At 46.5% G+C, this 24,512-nt stretch carries 16 protein-coding genes and 3 pseudogenes; 14 read left to right on the forward strand and 5 right to left on the reverse strand.

Going from position 1 to position 24,512, the window contains the following annotated elements:
- Nucleotides 1-102 precede the first annotated feature (102 nt).
- Entirely contained in the window at nucleotides 103-873 is a 771-nt protein-coding gene (locus tag D791_RS03255; RefSeq protein ID WP_036507732.1) for a DeoR/GlpR family transcriptional regulator, read from the reverse strand.
- A gap of 214 nt (nucleotides 874-1,087) precedes the next feature.
- Here D791_RS03255 and glpK point away from each other — a divergent pair, with 214 nt between their 5' ends.
- From glpK to D791_RS03265, 3 genes are read left to right on the forward strand one after another with little or no spacing between them, the layout of a single operon-like run.
- Complete coding sequence (glpK, locus tag D791_RS03260) at nucleotides 1,088-2,581, forward strand: glycerol kinase GlpK (protein WP_036507734.1); 1,494 nt, start codon at nucleotides 1,088-1,090, stop codon at nucleotides 2,579-2,581.
- 33 nt (nucleotides 2,582-2,614) lie between these two features.
- Complete coding sequence (locus tag D791_RS21665; RefSeq protein WP_337588589.1) at nucleotides 2,615-2,938, forward strand: Rossmann-fold NAD(P)-binding domain-containing protein; 324 nt, start codon at nucleotides 2,615-2,617, stop codon at nucleotides 2,936-2,938.
- Nucleotides 2,939-2,952: 14 nt separating this feature from the next.
- Nucleotides 2,953-3,585, forward strand: a complete 633-nt coding sequence (locus D791_RS03265; protein WP_337588590.1) for an NAD(P)-dependent oxidoreductase — start codon at nucleotides 2,953-2,955, stop codon at nucleotides 3,583-3,585.
- Between the two features lie 68 nt (nucleotides 3,586-3,653).
- On the opposite strand, the pseudogene D791_RS03270 reads toward D791_RS03265, so the two are convergent.
- The 3 genes and pseudogenes from D791_RS03270 to amaB all read right to left on the reverse strand — a co-directional run bounded on the left by D791_RS03270 (nucleotide 3,654) and on the right by amaB (nucleotide 8,923).
- A pseudogene (locus tag D791_RS03270) lies at nucleotides 3,654-5,689 on the reverse strand (oxidoreductase).
- A gap of 310 nt (nucleotides 5,690-5,999) precedes the next feature.
- Nucleotides 6,000-7,280 (reverse strand): L-pipecolate oxidase, encoded by a 1,281-nt coding sequence (amaA, locus tag D791_RS03275; RefSeq protein WP_036507736.1) that lies wholly within the window; start codon nucleotides 7,278-7,280, stop codon nucleotides 6,000-6,002.
- A 149-nt stretch (nucleotides 7,281-7,429) separates the two neighbouring features.
- Entirely contained in the window at nucleotides 7,430-8,923 is a 1,494-nt protein-coding gene (gene amaB / locus D791_RS03280; RefSeq protein ID WP_036507739.1) for an L-piperidine-6-carboxylate dehydrogenase, read from the reverse strand.
- Between the two features lie 128 nt (nucleotides 8,924-9,051).
- Here amaB and gcvA point away from each other — a divergent pair, with 128 nt between their 5' ends.
- From gcvA to D791_RS03315, 7 genes and pseudogenes are all read left to right on the forward strand, one after another.
- Nucleotides 9,052-9,936, forward strand: coding sequence for a transcriptional regulator GcvA (gcvA, locus tag D791_RS03285; protein ID WP_036507743.1), 885 nt, complete (start codon nucleotides 9,052-9,054; stop codon nucleotides 9,934-9,936).
- A 199-nt stretch (nucleotides 9,937-10,135) separates the two neighbouring features.
- A pseudogene (locus tag D791_RS03290) lies at nucleotides 10,136-11,382 on the forward strand (2-aminoadipate transaminase).
- Between the two features lie 65 nt (nucleotides 11,383-11,447).
- Nucleotides 11,448-12,803: a 2-oxoadipate dioxygenase/decarboxylase HglS gene (gene hglS, locus D791_RS03295; protein ID WP_036507746.1), complete on the forward strand. Its 1,356-nt coding sequence runs from the start codon at nucleotides 11,448-11,450 to the stop codon at nucleotides 12,801-12,803.
- Between the two features lie 142 nt (nucleotides 12,804-12,945).
- Nucleotides 12,946-14,436 (forward strand): Na+/H+ antiporter NhaC, encoded by a 1,491-nt coding sequence (nhaC, locus tag D791_RS03300; RefSeq protein WP_036507748.1) that lies wholly within the window; start codon nucleotides 12,946-12,948, stop codon nucleotides 14,434-14,436.
- 444 nt (nucleotides 14,437-14,880) lie between these two features.
- Nucleotides 14,881-15,122, forward strand: a pseudogene (locus tag D791_RS03305) (transposase); the annotation flags it as partial.
- 393 nt (nucleotides 15,123-15,515) lie between these two features.
- Complete coding sequence (gene fusA / locus D791_RS03310; RefSeq protein ID WP_036507750.1) at nucleotides 15,516-17,615, forward strand: elongation factor G; 2,100 nt, start codon at nucleotides 15,516-15,518, stop codon at nucleotides 17,613-17,615.
- A 165-nt stretch (nucleotides 17,616-17,780) separates the two neighbouring features.
- Nucleotides 17,781-19,418 carry a methyl-accepting chemotaxis protein gene (locus tag D791_RS03315; RefSeq protein WP_036507753.1) on the forward strand — a complete coding sequence of 546 codons (1,638 nt, stop codon included), beginning with the start codon at nucleotides 17,781-17,783 and terminating at the stop codon, nucleotides 19,416-19,418.
- Between the two features lie 83 nt (nucleotides 19,419-19,501).
- On the opposite strand, the gene D791_RS03320 is transcribed toward D791_RS03315, so the two are convergent.
- Nucleotides 19,502-20,050, reverse strand: a complete 549-nt coding sequence (locus tag D791_RS03320) for a DUF3087 family protein (RefSeq protein ID WP_051514094.1) — start codon at nucleotides 20,048-20,050, stop codon at nucleotides 19,502-19,504.
- Nucleotides 20,051-20,267: 217 nt separating this feature from the next.
- Here D791_RS03320 and D791_RS03325 point away from each other — a divergent pair, with 217 nt between their 5' ends.
- The 4 genes from D791_RS03325 (at nucleotide 20,268) to D791_RS03340 (ending at nucleotide 24,512) form a co-directional block, all read left to right on the forward strand.
- A complete protein-coding gene (locus D791_RS03325; protein ID WP_036507756.1) occupies nucleotides 20,268-21,230 on the forward strand; it encodes a 2-hydroxyacid dehydrogenase in 963 nt (320 codons plus the stop codon).
- A gap of 186 nt (nucleotides 21,231-21,416) precedes the next feature.
- A complete protein-coding gene (locus D791_RS03330; RefSeq protein ID WP_036507759.1) occupies nucleotides 21,417-22,460 on the forward strand; it encodes a type 2 periplasmic-binding domain-containing protein in 1,044 nt (347 codons plus the stop codon).
- 106 nt (nucleotides 22,461-22,566) lie between these two features.
- Nucleotides 22,567-23,004: a tripartite tricarboxylate transporter TctB family protein gene (locus tag D791_RS03335; protein ID WP_036507762.1), complete on the forward strand. Its 438-nt coding sequence runs from the start codon at nucleotides 22,567-22,569 to the stop codon at nucleotides 23,002-23,004.
- Between the two features lie 17 nt (nucleotides 23,005-23,021).
- The gene (locus D791_RS03340) at nucleotides 23,022-24,512 is read left to right on the forward strand and encodes a tripartite tricarboxylate transporter permease (protein WP_036507765.1); all 1,491 of its coding nucleotides are present in this window, start codon (nucleotides 23,022-23,024) and stop codon (nucleotides 24,510-24,512) included.

A 24,512-nucleotide genomic window follows, 5' to 3' on the forward strand; every position in this document is an offset into this window, starting at 1 on the left:
TTAAGGTTCAAAAAACGAAAACATCCTTCGATGCTTTCGATATTGGATAAATATAGAAGTAGATGTTGGCTTTTACAAGTGTTTTTTGTTCTTAAATGTTCGTTATTTTTCTTTTTTAGCGATGTAAAGTTGCACCTGAGCTTTGTCCATAAGGTTTCTGACTTTCTCTGGTGGCTTTTGATCTGTAAATAAAGCCGTGCATTGCGTGAGGTTGCCCAAACGAACCATCGCATTGCGGCCAAACTTTGAGTGGTCAGCTGCCAGATACACAAAACGAGAATTGCTTATGATGGCTTGAGCAATCCGCACTTCCTGATAATCAAAGTCGAGTAAGCTGCCCTCATCATCAATACCACTGATACCTATGATGCCGTAGTCTAATTTGAACTGATGAATAAAGTCGCGAGTGGCCTCGCCAACAATGCCGCCATCACGACTGCGGACTTCACCCCCAGCAATGATCACCGTGAAGTCAGGTTTGACGCTGAGTATTGAGGCAACGTTGAGATTGTTCGTGACGACTTTTAAGCCTGTCTTACTCAATAGGGCTTGGGCGATGGCCTCGTTGGTGGTGCCTATGTTGATAAACAATGATGCATGGTCGGGGATATGATCGGCGAGTAGTTGCGAAATTTTTTGCTTCTCTTCAGAGAGCTGCGATTTACGCGTATGGTATTCCGTATTCTCTGTGCTCGAAATAGGCCCCGCTCCACCATGATGACGCTCTATATCGCCACGCTTGGCCATCTGATTCAAATCACGTCGGATGGTTTGAGGGGTGACGTCTAATGCAGCAACGAGTTCATCAATGGTTTGATAGCCTTTTTGTTTGATGCGTTCAAGAATACTCGCTTGTCGTAAGGTTTGGTTCATAACATCATCACTGGTCGATTAGGCGATTAAATATCCTGAATAGTACCATATTCATCTTGAAAGAATGAGGCTGGATGCGGTGTTGCTCGAGTGCCTATTCGACATGTTTTCGATTAAATTTGTTCACTTGAAAAAAGTGAGTAAACAAGCTATAAGTTCAAATTAGATTAAAATTCTCATATTCGAACAATCAAGAAAAAATAAGAAAATAAATATGACTGATTACATCCTCGCCATCGATCAAGGTACGACGTCTAGCCGTGCAATCCTCTACACCAAAGCCATGGAGGTTGTTGCAACCGCACAAGAAGAGTTTCAACAGCACTTTCCACGCAACGGCTGGGTTGAGCATGACCCTGAAGATCTATGGCAAACGGTGTTAAGTACCTGTCGCGCTGTTCTGGCAAAATCCAACGTGCCTGCAAGCGCCATTTTGACCATAGGTATTACGAATCAGCGTGAAACCAGTGTGATTTGGGATAAAAAGACCGGAGAGCCTGTCTATAATGCGATTGTTTGGCAAGACCGTCGCTCCTCCCAGCTCTGCCAAACCTTAAAAGCAGAAGGGTTGGAGCCAAGGTTTCAAGCGAAAACAGGGTTGCTGCTCGATCCTTATTTCTCGGGCACCAAAATCAATTGGGTGCTCAATACTGTCAAAAATGCCAGAGAGCGGGCTGAAGCGGGTGACTTGTGTTTTGGTACGGTCGACAGCTTTTTGCTTTGGCGTTTCTCCAAAGGGCGCATGCATGCCACTGATGCAACCAATGCATCACGCACCCTAGTGTTCAATATTCATACACAGACTTGGGATAAAGAACTTCTCGACCTGCTTCAAATTCCCGTTGCCATGATGCCACGTGTCTTAAACAGCGCGGATAACTTTGGTGTGGCGGATGCACAATGGTTAGGTGCCGAGATTCCAATCTCCAGTATGATTGGCGATCAGCAAAGTGCCCTAGTAGGGCAGGCGTGTTTGGAGCCCGGCATGTTGAAAAGCACTTATGGCACAGGATGCTTTGCGATTGTGAATACGGGCAATAAAGCCATTACCAGTCAGCACCGTTTATTGACCACAGTGGCGTATCGGGTTGCGAACCAAACCACCTACGCGATTGAAGGCAGTATTTTTATGGCGGGAGCCATTATTCAGTGGTTACGAGATGGCGTGGGCATTCTCAAATCGTCCGCTGATTCTGAGGTGATGTCACGCAGTATTCGTCACGACCAATCTGAAATTATGGTCCCTGCATTTACGGGCTTGGGCGCGCCCTACTGGGATCCCGATGCCCGAGCCGCCATTTTCGGTATGACGCGAGACACAGGGGCCGCGCAATTGGTGGCCGCTGCCATTCGCAGCGTTGCCTTCCAAACAGAAGATCTTTTGCGTGCTATGGCGCAGGATGCAATCGATATTACGTCTTTGCGTGTGGATGGTGGTATGGTTGAGAATCGTTGGTTCTTGCAGGTGTTGGCGGACCTGACTGGAATTCCGGTCGTTAAAAGTCATACCGCAGAGACAACCGCAAAAGGTGCGGCGTTATTGGCGGCGTACCAAATGGGATTGTTTAGCAGCCTTGAAGAGATGTCGCAAACTTGGAAGGTGGCGGAAAACTATCAGCCCTCGCTCATTGAAGATGTTCGTGCTGGCTACTATGATCGATGGTTGGATGCCGTTTCTAGGGTTAAAGCAACACCAGAAGCGTTGTGACTGCTAATTAAGGTTCGAGCAAGCAGGTGTGATATGAAGATAGCGGTGCTGGATGATTACCAAAACGTTGTGAAATCATTGGACTGTTTTAAATTGCTTGAAGGACACGAGGTGCAGGTCTTCAATGAGACCTATACCGATGTTGATACCTTGGCTGAGCAGCTAGTGGATTTCGAAGCCTTGGTGTTGATTAGAGAGCGCACAGTCATTTGCCAAGCGTTACTGGCGAAGCTGCCCAAACTAAAACTGATTAGCCAGACGGGCAAAGTCAGTAATCACATCGACCTAAGCTCTGTCATGACTATGGGGTGGCTGTTGCAGAGGGCGTCGGCTCGCCCATCGCGCCTGCGGAGTTGACCTGGGCGCTGATAATGTCCGCTTCTCGACATTTGCCTACCTATGCTTCGAACCTATCCAAGGGTGTTTGGCAACAATCAGGTTCCTTGGGGTTAGGACGTGTGTTGCAGGGCTTAACGCTTGGGATTTGGGGGTATGGGAAAATTGGTCAGCGCATTGCGCGGTATGCTGAAGCGTTTGGCATGCGCGTATTGGTCTGGGGGCGTGAGCCTTCGCTGCAATTGGCGCAAGAGCAAGGTTTTGAGGCGGCTGCATCGAAAGACGATTTCTTTAAAACCGCCGATATTGTAAGCCTGCATTTACGTTTGAATCCGGCGACAATGGCTTGCGTGACAGAGCAGGATTTAGCACTGATGAAAGCCGATTCCTTATTGGTGAATACCAGCCGTGCCGAATTGATCGAAGACGGTGCGCTTTATCGTCAGCTTAAAGCTCATCCAACCAAGCGTGCCGCAGTGGATGTGTTCAGCCACGAACCTGCCACGCTGGATAATGAACCTTTATTGGCGTTACCCAATGCTCTCTGCTCACCTCACTTGGGCTACGTTGAGCGTAATAGCTACGAGCTTTACTTCCGCATTGCATTTGAGAATGTTCTGGCGTTTGCGCAAGGGCAGCCGCAGAATTTGGTGCATGTGGATATATAAGATCTGAACCCATACGCTCTGAACCCTGCCCAGTGAGTGCTTTTAATTGACTCACTGGGCATATCTACTCAAATATCCTTCACTAAACGCAACGCATCGTAAATTGCGGCATGAGTGTTGCGTGTCGCGACGGCATCGCCAATTCTAAAGAGCTGAAATTGCCCCTCAGAATTGCGCACGACGGTTTGAGGCTGCCCAGCCAACAGCTGTTCATGAGCGGTTTCTCCATGGTTAGATGACAAGGGTTTTAACTCAAAATACAGCTCATCCAACGGAATAATGCCATGATTGATCACCACTTGATCGAACTCACGGGTTTGCTCGACGCCGCCATAGTCACTGCCGATGTAGGCTTTTAAACCTGATGGCACTTTCTCAAGTGCGTGTAAACGGAAGGTTACCGTAAAGCGTGTGTTCAAGGCTTGTAAGCTGCGCATATAGGGAACGAGATTCATGGCCATGACTTCAGGTGCAAAGGCGCGATCAGGTGTCATGATTTCCACGGCAGCTCCACTTTTAGCGAGAATTTCAGCCGCCTGAAGGCCTGCGTGATCGCCCGCATCATCAAACACCAACACATTTTTACCAGGCTTAACATCACCCGAAATAATGTCCCAAGACGAGACAACCCACTCGTTGCCCTTCGCTAACACATCGGTATGCGGTAAGCCCCCCGTGGCAATAATGACCACGTCAGGGTGTTCGGCTTGCACCTGGTCAGACTCGGCCCAGGTGTTGAACTCAAAACGCACCCCTAAGCGCTCACATTGGGCCATCCGCCAATCGATGATTGAAATCATTTCTTTGCGACGCTCGCTTTGTGCCGTTAAGCGAATTTGCCCACCCGGTTGGCTGGCCGCTTCAAAGACTACCACTTCATGCCCGCGCTCACCCGCTACTCGAGCGGCCTCTAAACCGCCGGGTCCCGCGCCGACGATCACCACTTTTTTACGAGTGGGGGCTTTCTCAATTTCGTGGGGCATGCTTTCTTCACGGCCGGTGGCCGCGTTGTGAATGCAATAGGCTGATCCGCTTGGTAAATACGGTCTAAACAATAGTTCGCACCGACACAGGGGCGTATTTCATCCTCACGTTTTTCGATGATTTTTTTGATGATGTGTGGGTCGGTCATGTGAGCTCGGGTCATACCGATCAAGTCCACTTTTCCTGAGGCAATGGCGTGGCGTGCGGTCGCGACATCGGGAATTTTGGCCGCATGGAAAACCGGGAAATTGGTTGCGGCACGGATGTCACCGGCAAAGTCCAAGTGCGGATTGTTGGTCATGCCTTGTATCGGAATCACATCGGTTAGCCCTGCATCTGTATCAATATGCCCTCTCACCACATTTAAAAAATCAACCATACCGCTGTCTTTAAGTCGATGAGAAATGGTCATGCCATCGGCTGCACTTAAGCCCTGCTCAAGCATTTCATCCCCTGTGTAACGAACACCCACGATAAAGTCAGTTCCGACGCGTTTACGAATCTCGGTTAAGACATCAAACGTAAACTTCAAACGGTTATCTAACGAGCCGCCGTAAGGGCCTTCAAGCTCATTGGTTAAGGGCGACCAAAACTGATCCATCAAGTGACCATAGGCTTGTAACTCAATTCCATCCATTCCACCGGCTTTCATACGCTCGGCAGCATCGGCGTAATCCTTAATAATGCGTTCAATATCCCAGTCTTCCATTTTTTTGGGGAAGGCTCTGTGTGCGGCTTCGCGATGGTGAGAGGGGGAAACAACCGGAAGCCAATGGCCTTTATCCCAGCGCGTGCGACGTCCTAAATGGGTGAGCTGAATCATAATGGCCGCGCCTTGCTCGTGTACGGCATCGGTCAGATCCTTCATCCAAGGCACCACTTCATCCTTGTACACCAGCAGGTTGTTAAAAACAGGTGGACTGTCTTTCGACACCGCCGCCGACCCTGCCGTCATGGTCATCGCTACGCCGCCTTTGGCTCGCTCAACATGGTAGGCACGATAACGTCCTTTGGGCATACCATCTTCAGGATAAGCGGGCTCGTGGGAGGTCATGATAATGCGGTTGCGTAAAGTGAGGTGTTTCAGTTGATACGGCTGTAATAAGGGATCATTTGACATGGTTGTGCTCCCGCATGGTGTGTTTGGGTGGCGTCTTTTTGATCAAATTTAGGCTTTATGTACATATGTGTCAATTATGTGTTCATTGTTGTTATGAGAGGGTGTCGCTTTTGGGATGATGTGTCGTTATTGCGCAGTTTGCCTCTTAAATGAGTTGGGTGAAGGGATGATTGCCGCTAGCCGAGCCTGAATCTGTTGATGACGTGTTTATTTAATTTTTGTTATCGATTCAGGCAGTCAGTGCATGTTGGAGATCCATCTCTCTGCGGTAGATAAAAGAGGGGCACTGTTTAAGGTTGTGACTCAGAGGCTAAACTAAAACTCTCATGCATTGGCCAGTATGATAGAGCGTGAATCCCGCTTCGTAGCCAAAACTTCTGGCCGCCTTTGCTTGAACGGGACGGTGGTTTTCAATCGGTAGGGGTAATAAAGAGTCGTCATTATGCGTTATGTAATGCGCGAAGCCTTTGCCGACGATGGTTCCCGTTGTGATGCCACGCCCGTTATACCCAGTGACGGATAAGAGTCCGGGAGCGAGCTCCCATATTCTCAGCGTGTGTTCTGGAGTAAAGGCGATACGACCGCTCCACGTGCATTCCCAATTGACTTTCCCGAGTTGGGGGAAATAGTGATGTTGAATGCGGTCAGCCCAGCCTCTGATGTAGGCTTCTGGTCGGCCTTGTCCTTGCCCAAGGCTACCTAGAATTAAGCGGCCATCGGCATCACGACGAATGCTGCTTAACACCATGCGCGTGTCCCAAGCGCCTTGTTTACCCGGTAGAATTTCGTTAGCAAGTCTATCGCTAAGCGGCGATGAAGCGACTTGAAAGTAGTAGCCTGGGAAAAAATGCTGTTTTACCTGGTTCCAATCATCGTTTGTGTAGGCGTTGGTTGCCATCACCACTTTTGATGCCTTAATACGTCCTTTCGGTGTGGTCACAACCCAGTCATGTTGGGGACGTGTCACTCCCGTGGCAGGGGTGTTTGTGTAAATTTTGACACCTAAAGACAGTGCCGCACGTGCTAATCCTCGCGTATACGCGGCTGGGTTGACTGTTCCAGCGCGACGATCAAGCAAAGCTCGTCGAATCCGACGGGTTCCCACTGCTTGATAACAACGTTCATCTTCAATAATCTCGACTGGGGCACCACGACTTTCCAGTTGGGCAAATCGTCGGGTAAGATCCAATTCACCTTTTGCGTTGTGAGCAAGATGAAGCGTGCCAGTGCGAGTGGCATGGCATTGAATCTGATAACGATCAATTAAGGAAAATACCTCAGCGGGAGCTCCGCCAAGAATTCGAGTGGCGCGTTCGCCTTTCTCGGCACCTAGTATATCGACAATGTCATCAGGAGGTATCCATAAGCCTGCATTCACTAGCCCAACATTGCGGCCTGACCCTCCATTAGGAATGTCATGTGATTCGATGAGGCTGACTGAAACACCGGACTCCGCGAGATGAATCGCGGTGCTGAGTCCTGTAATGCCACCGCCAATGATGGCAACGTCTGAAGTCAATTCAGTCTCAAGAGAGCTGAGCCTTAAAGGAAGCTCTGGGGATGTTTCATGCCATAGACATGCTTCTTTCATATGGACTCCTATAAATACGCGCCGAACAACAGCGACAAGCGTACTGTTGATAATACGAATAGATTGGGTACCTAAAGATCGATACCCAATCCGAAGGTGCTCACTGCACCCTGTTCACGCATTCAAATGCTAGAGTTGAATTCTGGGTGTCAATCAAACTTGATGCCCTGAGCGAGCGGCAATTCACGAGAATAATTGACGGTGTTGGTTTGGCGACGCATATAGCTTTTCCAAACATCCGAGCCGGATTCACGGCCACCGCCGGTTTCTTTTTCACCCCCGAATGCACCACCAATTTCAGCACCACTGGGGCCTATGTTGATGTTTGCAATACCACAATCACTGCCGACATCTGAGACAAACAACTCTGCTTCACGGATATCTGTTGTGAAAATACAGGACGATAGGCCTTGGGGGACGTCATTGTTCAGAAACAGGGCATCTTCAAAGTCACGATAACTGAGCACGTAGAGGATCGGTGCAAAGGTCTCGTGCTTGACCAATTCATCTTGAACATTGACTTCAACAATGGCGGGACTGACATAATAGCCATTAGGGTATTCCGCTTGCAATTGGCGTTCACCACCAAACACTTTGGCACCGCACTGGCGGGCTTTCTCCAGAGCGATTTGCATGTCTTCAAATGCATGAGAGTCAATTAATGGGCCAATCAAGTTGCCTTCCATTGGGTGGCCAATTCGGATATTAGCGTAGGCATTTTTCAAACGACTCACCACTTCATCACGAATAGATTCATGCACAATCAAGCGGCGAAGGGTTGTACACCGTTGTCCAGCCGTGCCGACCGCAGAGAAAAGAATCGCACGAATGGCCATATCCAAATCGGCGCTTGGTGCGAGAACCATGGCATTATTGCCACCAAGTTCTAAAATGCTGCGCCCGAATCTAGCGGCGACACGCGGGGCGATTTCACGGCCCATACGCGTACTGCCTGTCGCACTGATTAAAGGAATGAGTGGGGAGTCCGTTAAGCGCTCACCTGCTTTGCGATCACCAATGATGACTTGGCTGAGATCTTTTGGAGCTTCATCACCAAAAATATCAATCGCTTTTTCAAGCAAGGCTTGGCACGCCAATGCGCTCAATGGCGTTTTTTCAGAAGGTTTCCACACTAAGCTATTGCCACATACCAGTGCTAATGCGGCATTCCATGCCCAAGGAGCCATTGGAAAGTTAAAGGCAGTGACTAGACCGATTGGGCCCAATGGGTGCCACGTTTCACGCATGTGGTGTCCAGGGCGTTCAGAAGCAATAGTCAGGCCATAGAGTTGGCGGGATTGGCCAACGGCTAAGTCGCAGATATCAATCATTTCCTGAACTTCGCCTAAGCCTTCTTGCAAAATCTTACCGCATTCTAGGGTGATGAGAGCGCCTAGATCGTCCTTGTGGAGCCGCAATTGCTCACCGAATAGACGCACAAGTTCGCCACGACGAGGCGCGGGTACTTTACGCCAGATTTCAAAGGCAGCTTGGGCCCGTTGAATGCGTTGATCGACCTGTTCGTCAGATTCTAAAACGACCTTGCCAATGATGTCCCCGTCAATAGGGGAGGTTACTGAAAAATGGCCACCTTGGTAGAGTGAATCAGGTACACCTAAACGCTGCATAATAGAGTCAATCATTGATCCTCCTAACGATTTGTCGATTGATTCAAGACGCAAGCAGTATTGCCGCCAAGGTTGACCTGTATCAAGCGACAGTTTATAACAATGTCATTCCATTTTTTCTTGATTGAGTTGTCTTGCCTATCATGAATCGTCGTTATTTACCCTCCATAACCGCTATGCAATGTTTCGAGTCTGCAGCGCGACACTTGAGTTTTACTCGAGCATCCGTCGAGCTCAACCTGACCCAAAGTGCCGTGAGTAAGCAGGTGGCTCAGTTAGAGTCAATTCTGGAACATCTTTTGTTTATTCGTGTTCGAAAACGCCTGCAATTAACTCCAGAAGGGTCTTTGTACCTGACCGAAGTACGGAAAATATTAACGCAGGTCGAGATGTCAACGCGTTATATGCAATCCTATGGTGGGCAAAGTGAGGTGTTGAATATAACAACCTTGCCCACTTTTGGTGCTCGTTGGTTAATTCCGCGGTTAAAGGGTTACCGACTTCGACATCCGAATGTGTATTTAAATATCAGTAATAAAACCGATCCCTTTGATTTCGATGAAGAACATGTTGATGTCGCATTCTTCTTTGGGCAAGGCTCTTGGCCTAAAGCCGAGTGTGTAAAGCTGCTTGATGATGAAATGGTCCCGGTTTGCTCCCCCTCAATACTGCCAGAGCAAGGCATTCAAGATCCGTTGGATTTAGTGAAGCTAGTGTTGTTGCAGCACTCTAAACGTCCCGAGGCTTGGCATGACTGGTTTGATGGTCAAAATTGCTACACTCGCCATAGTTATCATGGGCCGCGCTTCGACACGTTTTACATGTCGCTTCGTGCGGCGCGCTCTTGCTGCGGAGTGGCCTTGGTACCTAAATTCTTGGCGCAAGATGAGCTAGAGTCCGGTCAGTTGGTCATACCCTGTGCCTTTTCATTGAACAGCAGTAATGCTTACTACTTGGCGTTTCCTGAGCATAAGGCCGAGCTAACGAAGGTTAAAAATTTTATTGAATGGATTCTTGAACATCGATAATGCAGGGTTGGACTTGAGCCGTTTGAGATTGTTCGTATGCGGTTTTGCACTGTATTTGAGCGAACATTGATCTGAGGGTGCATTATTTTAGTTCATTAGAATTTGGAATGAACTGGTTTGTTTTTTTCGTTTGCGAGCTATAGCCGGGTCTGTTTTTATCGTTAAACCATTTATTTTGGAATTAACGGGGACCCTCAATATGGATTTAGCCTGCGTCAGTCAATCGCTTGGAATCATTCACCCGATTTGTATCGAGCGAGGTCGTAATGCTGAGGTATGGGATCAACAGGGGACGCGCTACATTGATTTCATCGGCGGTATAGGTGTTCTAAATCTGGGGCATGGCCACCCTGAAATAGTCAATGCAGTGATCAACCAAGCCACAAGACTCATCCACTCTGCTTTCAATGCGGTTCCTCACCAAGGGTACATGGATGTTTGTCGGCAATTGGCTGACTTTGTACCAGTTACTTATTCTTTAACCTGCATGCTGACCAACAGTGGAGCGGAAGCCACTGAGAATGCATTGAAGATCGCGCGGGCAGCGACGGGTAGACAAGCCGTTATCGCCTTTGATGATGGCTTTCATGGACGGACACTTGCGGCCTTAAGCTCAATGGAAAAGTAAAGCCGTATAAAATTGGCTTAGGGGCGTTGCCCGGGCCTGTGTATCACCTGCCATTTCCAAGCCCCGACAGTGATGTCGATGCTGACCAAGCACTGCTAGCCTTAGAGCGACTGTTTGAGGTCGAAATTTCATCTGAAGACGTTGCTTGCATCATCGTTGAGCCGGTGCAAGGCGAGGGTGGTTTTAGACGGCTGTGTCCGCAATTTGCTCAACGCTTGCAATCCATATGCAAGGATCTGGGCATCTTGTTAATTATTGATGAGATTCAGTCAGGGTTTGGTCGCACAGGGCGTCGCTTTGCCTTTTCACAGCTCAATATCGAACCTGACTTGTTATTAATTGGAAAAAGCATTGCCGCTGGATTGCCGTTAGCGGCGGTTGTGGGTCGACCTGAATTGATGAACGCCCTCACCAAAGGTGGATTGGGTGGAACCTATTCCGGCAATGCACTTGCCTGCGCTGCAGCCAGTCAAGTTATGAAATTAATGACTGAAGATCAGTTGCGTACTTGGGGAATACAGCAAGAAGAGATGATTCTGGATTTTCATGCGGCTTTAAAAGCCACTCATCTGTATCCAATGCTGGGGCCGTTAACGGGTATTGGGTGTATGCGGGGCATTGTTTTTGAAAGCACACCTGATGTCACGGGCGCTGAGCACTTAGCAAAGCTCTTGGTATTTGCGCGTGAAGAAGGAGTGCTTTTAATGCCCAGTGGCCGCCATAAAAACATTCTGCGTTTGTTGCCCCCTTTAACGACCGAAGCCGAGATCCTTCAGGAAGGGTTGGCTTGCATCGAAAGGGCATTAAGAAAGCTCTAAGTACAAACCTATGTCAACACATCTTAATAACAAATGAGTCCTTTAAATAAGGGAGCTGTAAAACGATGAGCCTGTATGTTTCGAGTGATGAAATTCGTGATCACTTCTCAAAAGCTATGTCTGTGATGTATCAAGAAGAAGTTCCACAGTATGCCGCGCTGCTTAGCTTGGTTGAGCAAGTGAATCAAGAAACCTTAGATAAGAATCCAGCTTTGGCAAAAAGGCTAACGGATTCAGGCGAGCTAGACCGCATTAGTGTTGAGCGTCATGGCGCTATTCGGGTTGGAACGGCTGCTGAAATCGGAGTTTTACGCCGTTTATTTGCGGTGATGGGAATGTCTCCCGTGGGATACTATGATTTGTCGGTAGCGGGTGTGCCAGTGCATTCAACGGCTTTTCGCCCGATTGATGTGCAGGCATTGGCACGAAATCCCTTCCGCATTTTCACATCCTTGCTTCGATTAGAGCTGATTGAGAATGAGGCCCTTCGAGAAAAAGCGGCGGCGATTTTAGGTGCACGTCAGATTTTTTCTGAAGCGCTTATTGAGTTAATTGCTTTGTATGAGTCACAAGGTGGCTTGAATGAGCAGCAGGCGGAAAGGTTTATCACTGAGGCTATTAATGTGTTCCGTTGGCATCAAGAGGCAACGGTTGATTATGCCACCTATCAATCACTTCATGCCGAACACCGTTTGGTTGCGGATGTTGTCTGTTTCAAAGGCCCTCATATTAATCATCTGACCCCGCGCACGTTAAATATTGATTGGGTTCAAGAGCGGATGCCTCAAGCGGGCTTAAATCCAAAGGATCTAATCGAGGGTCCGCCGTACCGTGTCCATCCGATATTGTTGCGCCAAACCAGCTTTAAAGCCTTAGATGAGGCCATCACGTTTGCTCAATCAGAAGCAGGCTCTCATTCGGCTCGTTTTGGTGAAATCGAACAGCGAGGCGTGGCATTAACGGCGAAAGGTCGCCAGCTATACGATCAGCTATTAGTCGAAGCCCGGGCCGTGACAAATACATCGGATAACAAAGCGTATCAAGCAACGCTTGCCGATGTTTTTAAGGCATTTCCAGATGATGAGTTAGAACTGCATCGTCAAAGGCTGGCTTTTTTTGAGTATCAGCTGACCTCCTTGGCTAAGTCAGCGGCAAATGTTGACTCAACCGATATCGATCAGTTGATTGAAAACGGATGGGTTACTGCGCAGGCACAGACGTACGAAGACTTCTTACCTGTTAGTGCCGCGGGTATTTTTCAATCTAACCTTGGAGACAATCAACGAGATGCTTACCAAGCGAACGCCAACCAGAGCCTTCTTGAAGAGGCGCTCGGCGTTAAGATTCTTGATGAAATGTCACTATACGCGCAGCGGGAATCTGATTCCTTAAAGGCTGTATTCGATATATTGAATCGATAGTCACTCGTTGAATAAGTCGTGTCGCTGAGTCACGGCTTCTGAGTAAATTAGAGAGTTTCAAACGTTTATGTACGTCTAGTCATTTATCAATCGCGGTCCTTGGGGTAGATCGAAGAATCTACCTCAAATGGAGATTAAAAATATGAAGAAAAGCAACTCACCTGAATGCTGTCGGCTACCAAACCTTGCTTTAGCGATGATACCCATTGTGTTAACGCTATTTGTTCTTGGAATTCAGCTTTTTTACTTTGGCGACTTTACGCCGCACATTCCTTTGGCAATTGGGTTAGCCATCACATCCTTATTGGGAATCTATCTGGGTTTAAACTGGAAACAGATTGAAGAGGGTGTCTTTCATGTCATTCATGTTTCGCTTCCGTCAGTTTCGATACTTATTTGTGTGGGGATGACCATTGGTGTTTGGATCGCGAGCGGCACCGTTCCTACCTTGATCTACTATGGATTAAGGCTATTTTCACCTGAGATATTTTTAGCCGCTGCGATGGTGCTCTGCTCTATCGTTTCGTTAGCTTTAGGTACGTCTTGGGGAACCGTGGGTACGGTGGGTCTGGCTTTAATGGGGATTGGTGCTGGCTTTGATATCCCAATGTATTGGACAGCAGGTGCTGTTGTATCGGGTGCTTTCTTTGGGGATAAGATATCGCCGTTATCGGATACAACCAATTTAGCGCCTGCCGTTACGGGAACCGACGTTTTCTCACACATCAGAAATTTGATGCCGACCACGATTCCTGCCATGTTAATTGCATTTGTTATCTACCTAGTCGCAGGCATGTATTTAATGGGTTCTGGTGATGTTTCATCCACCAGAATTGATGCCATTACAAGTGCTCTACAAGAGCACTTTGTGATTTCACCTTGGCTGTTATTACCCGCACTGGTTGTGATTATTTTAGCTGCGAAACGTATGCCTCCTATTCCATCGTTGTTCGCTGGTATTCTCTTAGGGGGAGTTGCCGCGATGTTTGTTCAGGGTAATGGTCTCCATGATGTTTTTACCTATAGCAATAGTGGCTACACTGTTGCAACTGGTATTAGCGAAATTGACAGCTTGCTCAATCGAGGTGGTATTCAGTCGATGATGTGGACGATATCACTCGTCTTAATCGCACTAGGGTTTGGAGGAGCTCTAGAAAAAACTCGCTGCTTGGAAGCAATCATTAATGTCATTATTGCTAAAGTCAGAAGCTTTGCGGGTATTCAAACCGCTGCCGTCTCAACATCCATGGCAACGAACTTGGTCGCAGGTGATCCTTACTTATCGATTGCATTGCCGGGACGCATGTATGCACCTGTTTATCGAAAAATGGGGTACTCACCACTGAACTTGTCGCGTGCAATTGAAGAAGGAGGCACGCTTGTCTCTCCGCTGGTGCCTTGGAATGCAGGCGGAGCGTTTGTAATAAGCGTGCTGGGGTTAGGAATTGCAGAGGGTAACTTGGAAAATCTGCTTTATATTCCGCTGTCATTCGCATGCTGGATATCTGTAGTACTTGGGCTCATCTATGCCTACTTAGGCATCTTCTCACCACGAGCTACTGAATATGAAAAGCGTGGCTGGGAAGCAAAAGGTGAGTTGGTTTCAGAGTTCCAAGCACCGCTTAGCAAGTAGGGTTAGCTCTTGCTCGGGTGCAGAGTTTTACGATAACTAGAGGTGTTTTTTGTCATCCGTAAATTTTCAGCCTGTGCCTAGTGTTCATTTAGGTGCAGGTTGTTGTCGGAAATGGCGGTTACGTGACGTTTTTTTGTCGTTGTGATTTCGTTACTTCAACGCGAAGTCGGAGAATCAGGATTAAAAAACCAACAACTAAAATTTTGAATGTAGAGAAATTCTCTAGGACGGGTGAATGGATGACCGTAAACCGCCGGCAATAATCGGGAGGGAATAACTGATACTCGCAGGCAGTGACTGGCGCTGGCTGGCATCACAGCTGAGGCTTCAAGATCCCGCAATTGAGCGATAGACTGCATAAAAATACAGCGTTGAAATGCGCGGATCATGCTCCACACGGAGGCTAGGATGACTATCTGGGACGAGAACACTAGTTGTTACCAACTTAAGCGCTTCGGCAGTGCACTGAACCTCAACATCCTCTTTCACATACTGTTCCTCAATGGCGTATACGTTGAGTGGCTCAATGAAATAGCCCTGTTTCTCTGTGTCAAAGCACCAACCAGTCAGGAACTATACACCATCGCCCATCGGGTCGGCTGCTTTTTTGAGTGGCTAGGTCTACTGGAACGGGGGGCGAAAACAGCTATCCGAGTGGGGATGCGGTGGATGATGATCCTATGAGCTAATTGTGCGGTCACTCGATCACGTTGTAGGCCTTGCACAAGGTGTTTACTATACCTAGAAATTTAGTACTTCGGGTTCCGTTCGATGATCAACAAGCCTTTGCTGCAGAGGATCGGGTAGCCGAAGTTGAGTGGAGGGATTTGGGGCGGAAAACAATTCGATTTACAGAAAGAGAATGCATGGCAAGGCCCCATTTTGCTGTATACTTAGCAGAAATTGGCTTCAAGTAGGATTCGTTCTTTGAACAGACTGTTCAAGGATGCATTCGTGAGTCTGAAATTTTGATTTACGGCCACTTGAATATATAATACAGGCCTTTTACTTCTTCTGGTGCGTTATGTATTTGAATAATTCTGTCGCACTATATTAAAACCCTAGCTTATGAGATGACTATGTCAGCAGACTTATCCTTATACAGAAACATTGGTATCTTCGCCCACGTAGATGCTGGCAAGACTACTACAACTGAACGTATCCTGAAACTGACCGGTAAAATCCATAAAGCCGGTGATACTCATGACGGCTCTACCACTACTGACTTTATGGAACAGGAAGCCGAGCGCGGCATTACCATCCAGTCAGCCGCCGTTACTTGTTTCTGGAAAGGTCACCGTCTGAACGTTATTGACACCCCGGGGCACGTTGACTTCACCGTAGAAGTTTACCGTTCACTGAAAGTACTGGATGGTGGTATCGGTGTATTCTGTGGTTCCGGCGGGGTAGAGCCTCAGTCCGAAACCAACTGGCGTTATGCCAACGATGCACGCGTTGCACGTCTGATTTTCGTGAACAAGCTCGACCGTATCGGTGCAGACTTTTTCCGTGTAACAGAGCAGGTTAAAAAAGTACTGGGTGCAAACCCGCTGATCATGGTGCTGCCAATCGGTCGTGAAGATACTTTTACCGGTGTTGTCGACCTGCTGACCCAGAAAGCCTACATCTGGGACGAATCAGGCCAGCCAGAAAACTACACCGTTACCGATATCCCTGCAGACATGGCTGACGATGCTGAAATGTACCGCACCCAACTGATCGAAACTGCGCTGGAGCAGGATGACGATCTGCTGATGGCCTACATGGAAGGTGAAGAGCCTTCTATTGAAGACCTCAAGCGCTGCATCCGTAAAGGCTGCCGTGACATGGCATTCTTCCCGACTTTCTGCGGTTCTGCATTCAAGAACAAAGGCATGCAGTTGGTACTGGATGCAGTTGTTGATTACCTGCCTTCACCAACAGAAGTTGACCCACAGCCACTGACTGATGAGGAAGGTAACGAAACTGGCGAATACGCTATTGTTTCTGCGGACGAGCCGTTCCGTGCGCTGGCATTCAAAATCATGGATGACCGTTTCGGTGCTCTGACCTTTATCCGTATTTACTCAGGTGTTCTGAACAAGGGTGACACCATCCTGAACTCTTTCACCGGTAAAACAGAGCGTGTTGGTCGTATGGTTGAGATGTACGCAAATGACCGTATCGATCTAACCTCTGCTCAGGCAGGCGATATCCTTGCACTGGTAGGTCTGAAGAACAACACCCAAACGGGTCACACACTCTGTGACGTTAAGAAGCCATGTACTCTTGAGCCAATGGTGTTCCCGGAGCCCGTAATCTCTATCTCTGTTGCGCCTAAAGACAAAGGCTCTATGGAGAAAATGGGCGTTGCGATCGGCAAGATGGTTGCTGAAGATCCAACCTTCCGCGTTGAGACTGACGAAGACTCAGGCGAAACCATCCTGAAAGGTATGGGTGAGTTGCACTTGGATATTAAAGTTGACATCCTGAAGCGTACTTACGGTGTAGAACTGGTTGTGGGTCAACCACAGGTTGCATACCGTGAAACCATCACGCGCGCCGTTGAAGACAGCTATACCCACAAGAAGCAATCCGGTGGTTCAGGTCAGTACGGTAAGATCGATTACCGCATTCGTCCAGGCGAGCAAAACTCTGGCTTCAAGTTCTCATCAACTGTTGTGGGTGGTAACGTACCTAAAGAGTACATCCCAGCACTTGAAAAGAGCTTTGCTGGCATGATGGCAACAGGTCCTTTGGCTGGCTTCCCTGTATTGGACGTTGAGATTGAAGTATTCGACGGTGCCTACCACGCGGTTGACTCCTCTGCGATTGCGTTTGAGATTGCAGCGAAAGGTGCTTTCCGTCAGACCATGCCAAAAGCCGGTCCACAACTGCTTGAGCCAATCATGAAAGTTGACGTATTCACCCCTGAAGATCACGTGGGTGATGTTATCGGTGACTTAAACCGTCGTCGCGGCATGATTCAAGGCCAGGAAGCCGGTGTGACAGGTGTTCGTATTAAAGCAGATGTACCGCTGTCTGAAATGTTTGGTTATATCAGCTCTTTGCGTACCATGACGTCAGGTCGTGGTCAGTTCTCCATGGAATTCTCTCATTACGCGCCTTGCCCAGCTAACGTTGCTGAAGCAGTTGTTGCGAAAGAGAAAGAAAAGAAAGCAGCGGCTGCTAAAAACTAAGTTGTTAACCTGCTTTTAAAAAGCCCCGTCAGTTTACGCTGACGGGGCTTTTTTGTTTGAATTTTTTATTAAGTCATCCATCTCAGATTCAATCCCTCTCTCGTTGAAACAATTCTGTCATACCACTTGGGTATAAAGAGGCCTGTTTATTAAGAGAGATTGAGTATGTTGTCCAGCCTCAGTATAGCTAAGAAATTATCCATCCTAGTTGTCTTCCCCATCATGATTCTGTTGGGACTTTTGAGTATTAACTATTGGGTATCTGTTCAAAAAGATCAATTATTTCATCGACTTTACAATGATCACTTGGCCGTATTGTCGGATGTGCTTCGAGTGCAAAGTATTTTAATGAATGAAGGGTTGAGTTATTTAAATCAATATCGAACTGGATGGATGGGGGCTGAACAGGCGAAAACAACAGTGACTGAGTTAATGGAAAATGCGCAGTCACATTGGCATAAATTCCAGCAGATTCGACCTGATGAGGGTGACAGTGAGCCCGATTCGTTGGTTGCTGAACTGGATGATTTGTTTGAAAAGTCTGTTCGGCAGTATCAAGAGTGGATTGAATATGCAGGCAGTGATGCTCTAACGATACGCATTCTGAACGAGTCGACCGTAAATGCTGAAAAAGCACGCAATATAGGCTTATTTAACGAACGCGTTGATCTATATATTCAAGCGCAAATACAAGCCGCTGGCGATGTTCGAGTGGAAGCTGAAACGCTAACAGACCAATTGGTATGGGGGTATATTTTAGGGGCTCTTTTGGTCAGCTTAATCTTGGGAGGCATTGGTGTGATCATTCAACAATCGATTGCAGACCCGATCCGACGGCTACGAGATGTGTTGGTCAATATCGAAACCCAATCGGATTTGTCTTTGCAAGCGGATGAAAAGGGTCGGGATGAAGTCGCTGCGGCGGCGAATGCTTTGAATAAGATGCTCAAGCATTTTCGTGAACTGATACAAGAAATTGTTCAGGATACGCAGGCTCTGGAAAAACAAGCCAATGCGGCTCAGCAGGTGAGCAATCAAGTGGCAGAGGGTGTTGACAGTCAAAGTCAGCAAGCCAGTGCCTTAGCATCAGCCATTGAGCAAATGGCCGGTGCGATAGAACAGGTGAATACCAATACCCGTCGTGCAGTGGATGTCGCTGTCAACGCGCAAGAGATCAGCGGACAAGGCAATCGTATTTCGAAGTCCAGCATGAGTAAGGTGATTGAGTTAGAACAGCATCTACAACAGACACAATTGGTTATCAAACTGCTGAACGAAGGCTCCAAAGAAATTGCAGACGTTCTGACAGTGATAAAGAACATCTCGGAACAAACCAACCTGTTGGCGCTAAATGCTGCAATAGAAGCCGCTCGCGCGGGTGAAGCTGGAAGAGGGTTTTCGGTTGTTGCCGATGAAGTAAGAACTCTATCATTAAACACGCAGCGAGCAACGGAGTCGATCAACCAAATCATTGAGAAGTTGCAAGCACAGTCATTAAAAGCAACCGAAGTCATGAATATCGCTTGTCAGCAAGCCGTTCACAGTGTGGATGACGCTCGCAAAGCGGATGAGCTGTTCAGTGATATCAGTTCAGCGGTGACAGAAATTGTCTCTTTAAATCACAATATTGCACTGGCTACACAAGAGCAAACCGGTGTCACGGATCACTTAGGCCGGTCCATGCATTTACTCAATCAGGATATTGAACAAATTAGCCGCACCGCAAATCTCTCAGAAGGTGCCAGTGAAAGCTTGAATCGTCTAGCGGTAAAACTATCCCAAGGCTGTGCAAGGTTTCAGTAGAAATGCGTTTGAAGCCTACTCAAGGCTCATCCAGACACTTCTGTGAGAAGGGTGAGGCGGAAACGCCGTACCCTTCTATCAAGTTAAACAGATTTTTGTTTAGCGGATTGCTTTATTGAGTCTATCCAGGCTGAATCAAAGCGTGTCTGTTGTGGGTCCAGTTCTAGTGCCTCAATTTTGAGCAAGAGCTTTTGGATAGGCTTCTGCAACTCGCTAACACCGCCGTCATTGCCCTCTAATTGGTGCATTTGCATTAGGCCTAAATGATAGAAGCGCAGCAGCTTGATGGCGGTGATATCGTTTTGTTCAACACTGGCTTCGACCTGATGCATACAATTTGTGATGCTCATCAGGCAGCGTTTAAGTTTCCAGCCATAGAGCGATGAACTCATCCAGGGTTGCTTCAATAGAATCTGCTTAAAAATAATGGTTGTCAGTATGAAACCAGTGAATACCCCCGCCGCATTCCATTTAAAGTTATTGCCATCAGGATGACCGAAAAATGACACACTCAAGGTGGCCAGACTCATTGCCAGAACAATAAAAATCGCCATTAAGATCAGGGTGTTTTTTCGGGTTTCTTTGCGATAAATCTCTGGGTCACGCGCTTCCAACTCAAAAATGTCTGACACACGGGTCTCCTGATATCGTTTGTTATGGATTGGCATGGTTCATCATGCGCGGAAGTAAGATGGGGATAAGGTTAACATTTTTGACGATTTTTTAGTAAATGCCATCTAGCCTAATAAGAAGTTTCTTGTTAACGATTTTCGTGGGATTGAGTTACAGTATGTTCGAGTAATGAATGGCAAGTTTATATATGACGAAAATCAAAGGGTTTCATGCGTTATGACTAAATTAGAATCAAAAAAGCCAGACGTCTTGGTCGTTTGGCCTAACCGTCCAGTGCAAATGCAAATTCTAGAGCAAACCTATACTTTGCATCGATTGGATTTGGCTAAGAATCCTCAAGCTCTCATTAAAGAAGTAGGTGAAAGAATTCGTGCTGTAGTGACCTCTCATGGTGGAGGTTTTACCCGTGAGTTACTAGATCAATTACCAAATCTTGAAATTGTATGTTCATCCGGTGTTGGGATTGACAGTTTATGCGTCGAAGCATGCCATCAGCGAGGTATTCCTGTCACGCATACACCGAATGTATTAAATGATGACGTTGCCGATATGGGTATGATGTTGTTGCTGGCAACACTTAGACGTTTAATTCCGGGGGAGCGTTGGATAAGGGGAGGGCATTGGCAAAATGAGGGAATGATGCCTCTCAATACTTCAGTTAGAGGAAAACGACTTGGAATTGCTGGTTTTGGGCGTATAGGTAAAGCCGTTGCTTTGCGCGCTGAGGCGTTTGGAATGGAGGTTCAGTATTATGGCCGATCGCCTCAGTTGGAGGTTGCTTATCCATGGTATAGTAATTTGATTGAGCTGGCCTCAAAGTCGGATGTCCTATTACTTACTTTGCCAGCGACTCCGGAAACGCACCATATTGTTAATTCAGACGTCTTGGATGCCTTAGGTGCTGCAGGTTATTTAATTAATATTGCTAGGGGAAGTATTGTGGATGAGATCGCTCTTCTTCACGCATTGGAAAATAACATTATTGCAGGTGCTGGACTTGATGTTTTTGAAAATGAACCCTTTGTGCCCGAAGCCTTCTTTGCATTGGAAAATGTAGTTCTTCAGCCTCATGTGGCCAGTGGAACTCTTGAAACTCGTGGGGCGATGGCCCAATTAGTGGTTGATAATCTTGCTGCTCATTTTGCAGGCAAAAATTTACTGACCCCTGTTTCTGTATAAAAAACCACCTGCTCAGATGATAGTGAAACTTTCGTCTAGTTGATAGACAAGTTGTATGATGTATTATATATTACTAGTTATGAGATGTGCTGAATCCCAAGTGTATCTAGGGTATGCTTTGTGGAATTCATACTACTTCATACAACATGTGCAAGACTTAGCTAACTATAATTACAGGAAAATGCCATGAAAAAACTCCTATCCAGTTTGACTCTAGCCGCCTGCGCGGTTGCTGCAACCCTTCCCTCCTTTGCCGTTGCCGATAATCCAATTCGGGGCAATATTCGTGTAGTGATTGGCTCTGATTCTACGGGCGGGGATACCTACCAAGCGGCCTCATTAATTGCCAATGCAATGTCTGAGCGGATGAAAACAAATGTGCGTGTTGATGCGGTGGGTGCCTCGCAAGCCTTTCGATTCCTTGATCGAGTGTCGAATGGCTCAACCATTATGTTTTTCCATGATCAGTCATACCTTGGCAACCTATACGGTATTCGAGGCTATGAGGATATTTTTGAGAAATATACAATTGGCCAGACTATTACCATTAATCCGGGTGATGCATTTGTTGTCCCAAAAAACTCACCATACAACAATATCCAAGAACTTATTGATGCTGCTGGCCAAGGTGAGCGTATTCGTGTAGCGATTCAACCAGGTGGTGTGTCTGAGATAGGTTATACGGCACTTAAAAATGCAGTAAAGCTTTTATATCCTGGTCAAGAGGGTAATGTTGTTGCTGTTAATACGGGTTCGCAAGCCGATAAAAATCAACAATTGTTTGATCGCCAAGCTGATATTATTCATGGCAGTATTCAAGCCAATGAGCAATACACTCGTTTACCTGAAGATGATCAGCGTGCCATGCGCTTTTTGTGGCTAACCGCTAAGAATGAGACTCTATCACAAGCTGACCCCGCAGGCTTTGGTGGAACGAGCCGTGATGAATTGTTACAGTTTGTCGAACCCATCAATGTTGTACCTATGACGGCAGACAACAATTTTACGTTTGATAAAGAGTTTTTCTTTCTATACAACAAAGATACCGATCCAAAAGTTCTTGCTTACTATGATCAGGTGCTAACGGATATTTTTGCAGAAGGTAAGGTGCAGGAAGAAATGAAGAAAGCTTTCTTCATTCCTAACTTTCGTCCGGCATCTGAGGCTCAGGAATATTTAAGCGCTAAGAAAGATGCTTACAGAGCAATAATCGAAGCGATTAAAGAGTAAAACATTATTTTACCCACTCTCGTCTAAAGGCGTGAGTGGGCATTGTCTTATGTCGCACTTATCTCCATCATTGCGGTTTATAAATATAATTTAATCCGGTGAGTTTATGAGCAGTCACTCTTTATTTGAAGTCAATGTCGACTTTGCTACGTCGCATGTGTTTTTTCCAAAAATAATTTTGACCCTGATGGCAATCATGCTGCTGGTTATTTTATTTAAAAACTTAGCTGCGATTAAGCATTTTATAATCCAAGAAGGCTTTATTTCGGTTCTATTTGATAAGGGCGATGACCGGGTACGCTTTTTTCTATGTTTAGTCATCACATCCTTTTATTTCGTTTCGATGGAGTATGTAGGGAGTGTCTATCCTAACGAAGGCTTTGGTTTTCTGTTTTGCTCAGTTCCTTTCTTAATTGTTTTGTCTTTGCTTTTTGCTAAAGAACTGTGTCGACGTGTTTGGATAACGATACTGACCTGTGCAGTCATTGCTCCCTTGTTGGTTTGGTATGTGCTTGGTCGCTTGTTTGGTATCGCGTTGCCTTGAGTCTTTAGGAGAAAATCATGGATTTTTTGTCACACTTATCACCTTTGTATTTCTTTTTAGCGGCTGCTGGGACGTTAATTGGAATCATTTTTGGCGCGATACCCGGTATGACAGCTACTATGGCTGTGGCGGTGTGCTTGCCTTTGACTTACTACTTCGGGCTTCATGAAGGTTTAGCGCTTTTACTTGGATTGTACGTGGGTGGAATCTCTGGTGGTTTGGTTCCAGCTGTCATGCTTAATATTCCAGGAACTCCGTCGTCCTTGACAACCACCTTTGATGGCTACCCAATGGCCCAGAAGGGGGAGAGTGAGCGTGCATTAAAAATATGCATTATTTCTTCACTGTTTGGAGGTGTGTTCAGTACCTTAGTACTTTTCTTTTTTGCGCCGGTTTTAGCCGATGTGGCGATTAAGTTTTCGTATGTTGAAAAGTTCCTGATTATTTTCTTTGCGCTTACAGTCATAGCCTCTTTATGTAAAAACATGTTGTTAGGCATATTTAGTGGTCTGTTGGGTGTATTGCTGAGTTTGGTTGGTACCTATGATATTTCATCAGGTGGTAACGGAGAGTATCGCTTGATGTTTGATTTTATGGAACCCTATCTCGATATGGGTTTTTCTCTTTTGCCGGTATTGATAGGTCTGTTTGGTGTTTCTGCGATCATTGCTGCAGCTGCAAAACATTCAGAAGAGGCTGTTCAGAACGATATTAAGTTGACGAAAACCAGTCCTTTCCGTTTGAGTGTTTTTAAGGGCCAAAGCATTAATTTATTCAGATCGTCTTCCATTGGTACGTTTGTAGGAATGTTGCCGGGAATTGGTGGCAGTGCTGCGTCAATCCTGTCCTACACCCAGCAAAAAAATGTTTCTAAGCAACCGTCCGAAATGGGAAAAGGTTCACCTGAGGGGTTAATAGCCTCTGAATCTGCGAATAATGGTTTAACTGGCGGGGCTCTCATTCCTTTGTTATCACTCGGTATTCCGGGGGATGCGACTACAGCGGTATTGATAGGTGCTTTCACTTTACAGGGGTTGCAAGTTGGTCCTTTGTTTATAGGTGAAAACCTAGACACTTGGTATTCAATGATGGTTGCTTTATTGTTTGCTAATGCCGTGATGTTTTTATTGATGTTTTTTGCAATTAAATACATTGTTAAAGTGGTGCTAGTACCAAAGTATGTTTTATTTCCATTGATTATGATGATGTGTGTGGTTGGAGCTTACGCTATTAATTACGGTATTATGTTTGATGTTTGGACATTATTAATTTTTGGAGTCTTTGGTTATATTGCTACGCGTATAGGATTGGAAATAGCTCCACTTGTCATCGGCTTTATTCTCGGTACTTCTGCTGAAGTGTATTTTGTCAAAAGCTTAGAGTCTCATGGGAACTTCTTAGTTTTCTTCACTAATAGTTATATTGCCATGTTTTTGTGGGTGCTGATTGGTTTGTCTATCGCATTTTCTATCTATGTTTCTAAGAAAAACAAATTGATTAGTGCCTAA

Source organism: Nitrincola nitratireducens (assembly GCF_000585235.1).
GTDB lineage: Bacteria > Pseudomonadota > Gammaproteobacteria > Pseudomonadales > Balneatricaceae > Nitrincola > Nitrincola alkalisediminis.

Coding starts and splice junctions, on each gene's coding strand:
- D791_RS03315 (WP_036507753.1), top strand. CDS start 17,781: ATGTTGTCCAGCCTCAGTATAGCTAAGAAATTATCCATCCTAGTTGTC.
- D791_RS03255 (WP_036507732.1), bottom strand. CDS start 873: ATGAACCAAACCTTACGACAAGCGAGTATTCTTGAACGCATCAAACAA.
- D791_RS03330 (WP_036507759.1), top strand. CDS start 21,417: ATGAAAAAACTCCTATCCAGTTTGACTCTAGCCGCCTGCGCGGTTGCT.
- amaB (WP_036507739.1), bottom strand. CDS start 8,923: ATGATTGACTCTATTATGCAGCGTTTAGGTGTACCTGATTCACTCTAC.
- D791_RS03335 (WP_036507762.1), top strand. CDS start 22,567: ATGAGCAGTCACTCTTTATTTGAAGTCAATGTCGACTTTGCTACGTCG.
- D791_RS21665 (WP_337588589.1), top strand. CDS start 2,615: ATGAAGATAGCGGTGCTGGATGATTACCAAAACGTTGTGAAATCATTG.
- D791_RS03325 (WP_036507756.1), top strand. CDS start 20,268: ATGACTAAATTAGAATCAAAAAAGCCAGACGTCTTGGTCGTTTGGCCT.
- amaA (WP_036507736.1), bottom strand. CDS start 7,280: ATGAAAGAAGCATGTCTATGGCATGAAACATCCCCAGAGCTTCCTTTA.
- fusA (WP_036507750.1), top strand. CDS start 15,516: ATGTCAGCAGACTTATCCTTATACAGAAACATTGGTATCTTCGCCCAC.
- D791_RS03265 (WP_337588590.1), top strand. CDS start 2,953: ATGTCCGCTTCTCGACATTTGCCTACCTATGCTTCGAACCTATCCAAG.
- D791_RS03340 (WP_036507765.1), top strand. CDS start 23,022: ATGGATTTTTTGTCACACTTATCACCTTTGTATTTCTTTTTAGCGGCT.
- nhaC (WP_036507748.1), top strand. CDS start 12,946: ATGAAGAAAAGCAACTCACCTGAATGCTGTCGGCTACCAAACCTTGCT.
- glpK (WP_036507734.1), top strand. CDS start 1,088: ATGACTGATTACATCCTCGCCATCGATCAAGGTACGACGTCTAGCCGT.
- gcvA (WP_036507743.1), top strand. CDS start 9,052: ATGAATCGTCGTTATTTACCCTCCATAACCGCTATGCAATGTTTCGAG.
- hglS (WP_036507746.1), top strand. CDS start 11,448: ATGAGCCTGTATGTTTCGAGTGATGAAATTCGTGATCACTTCTCAAAA.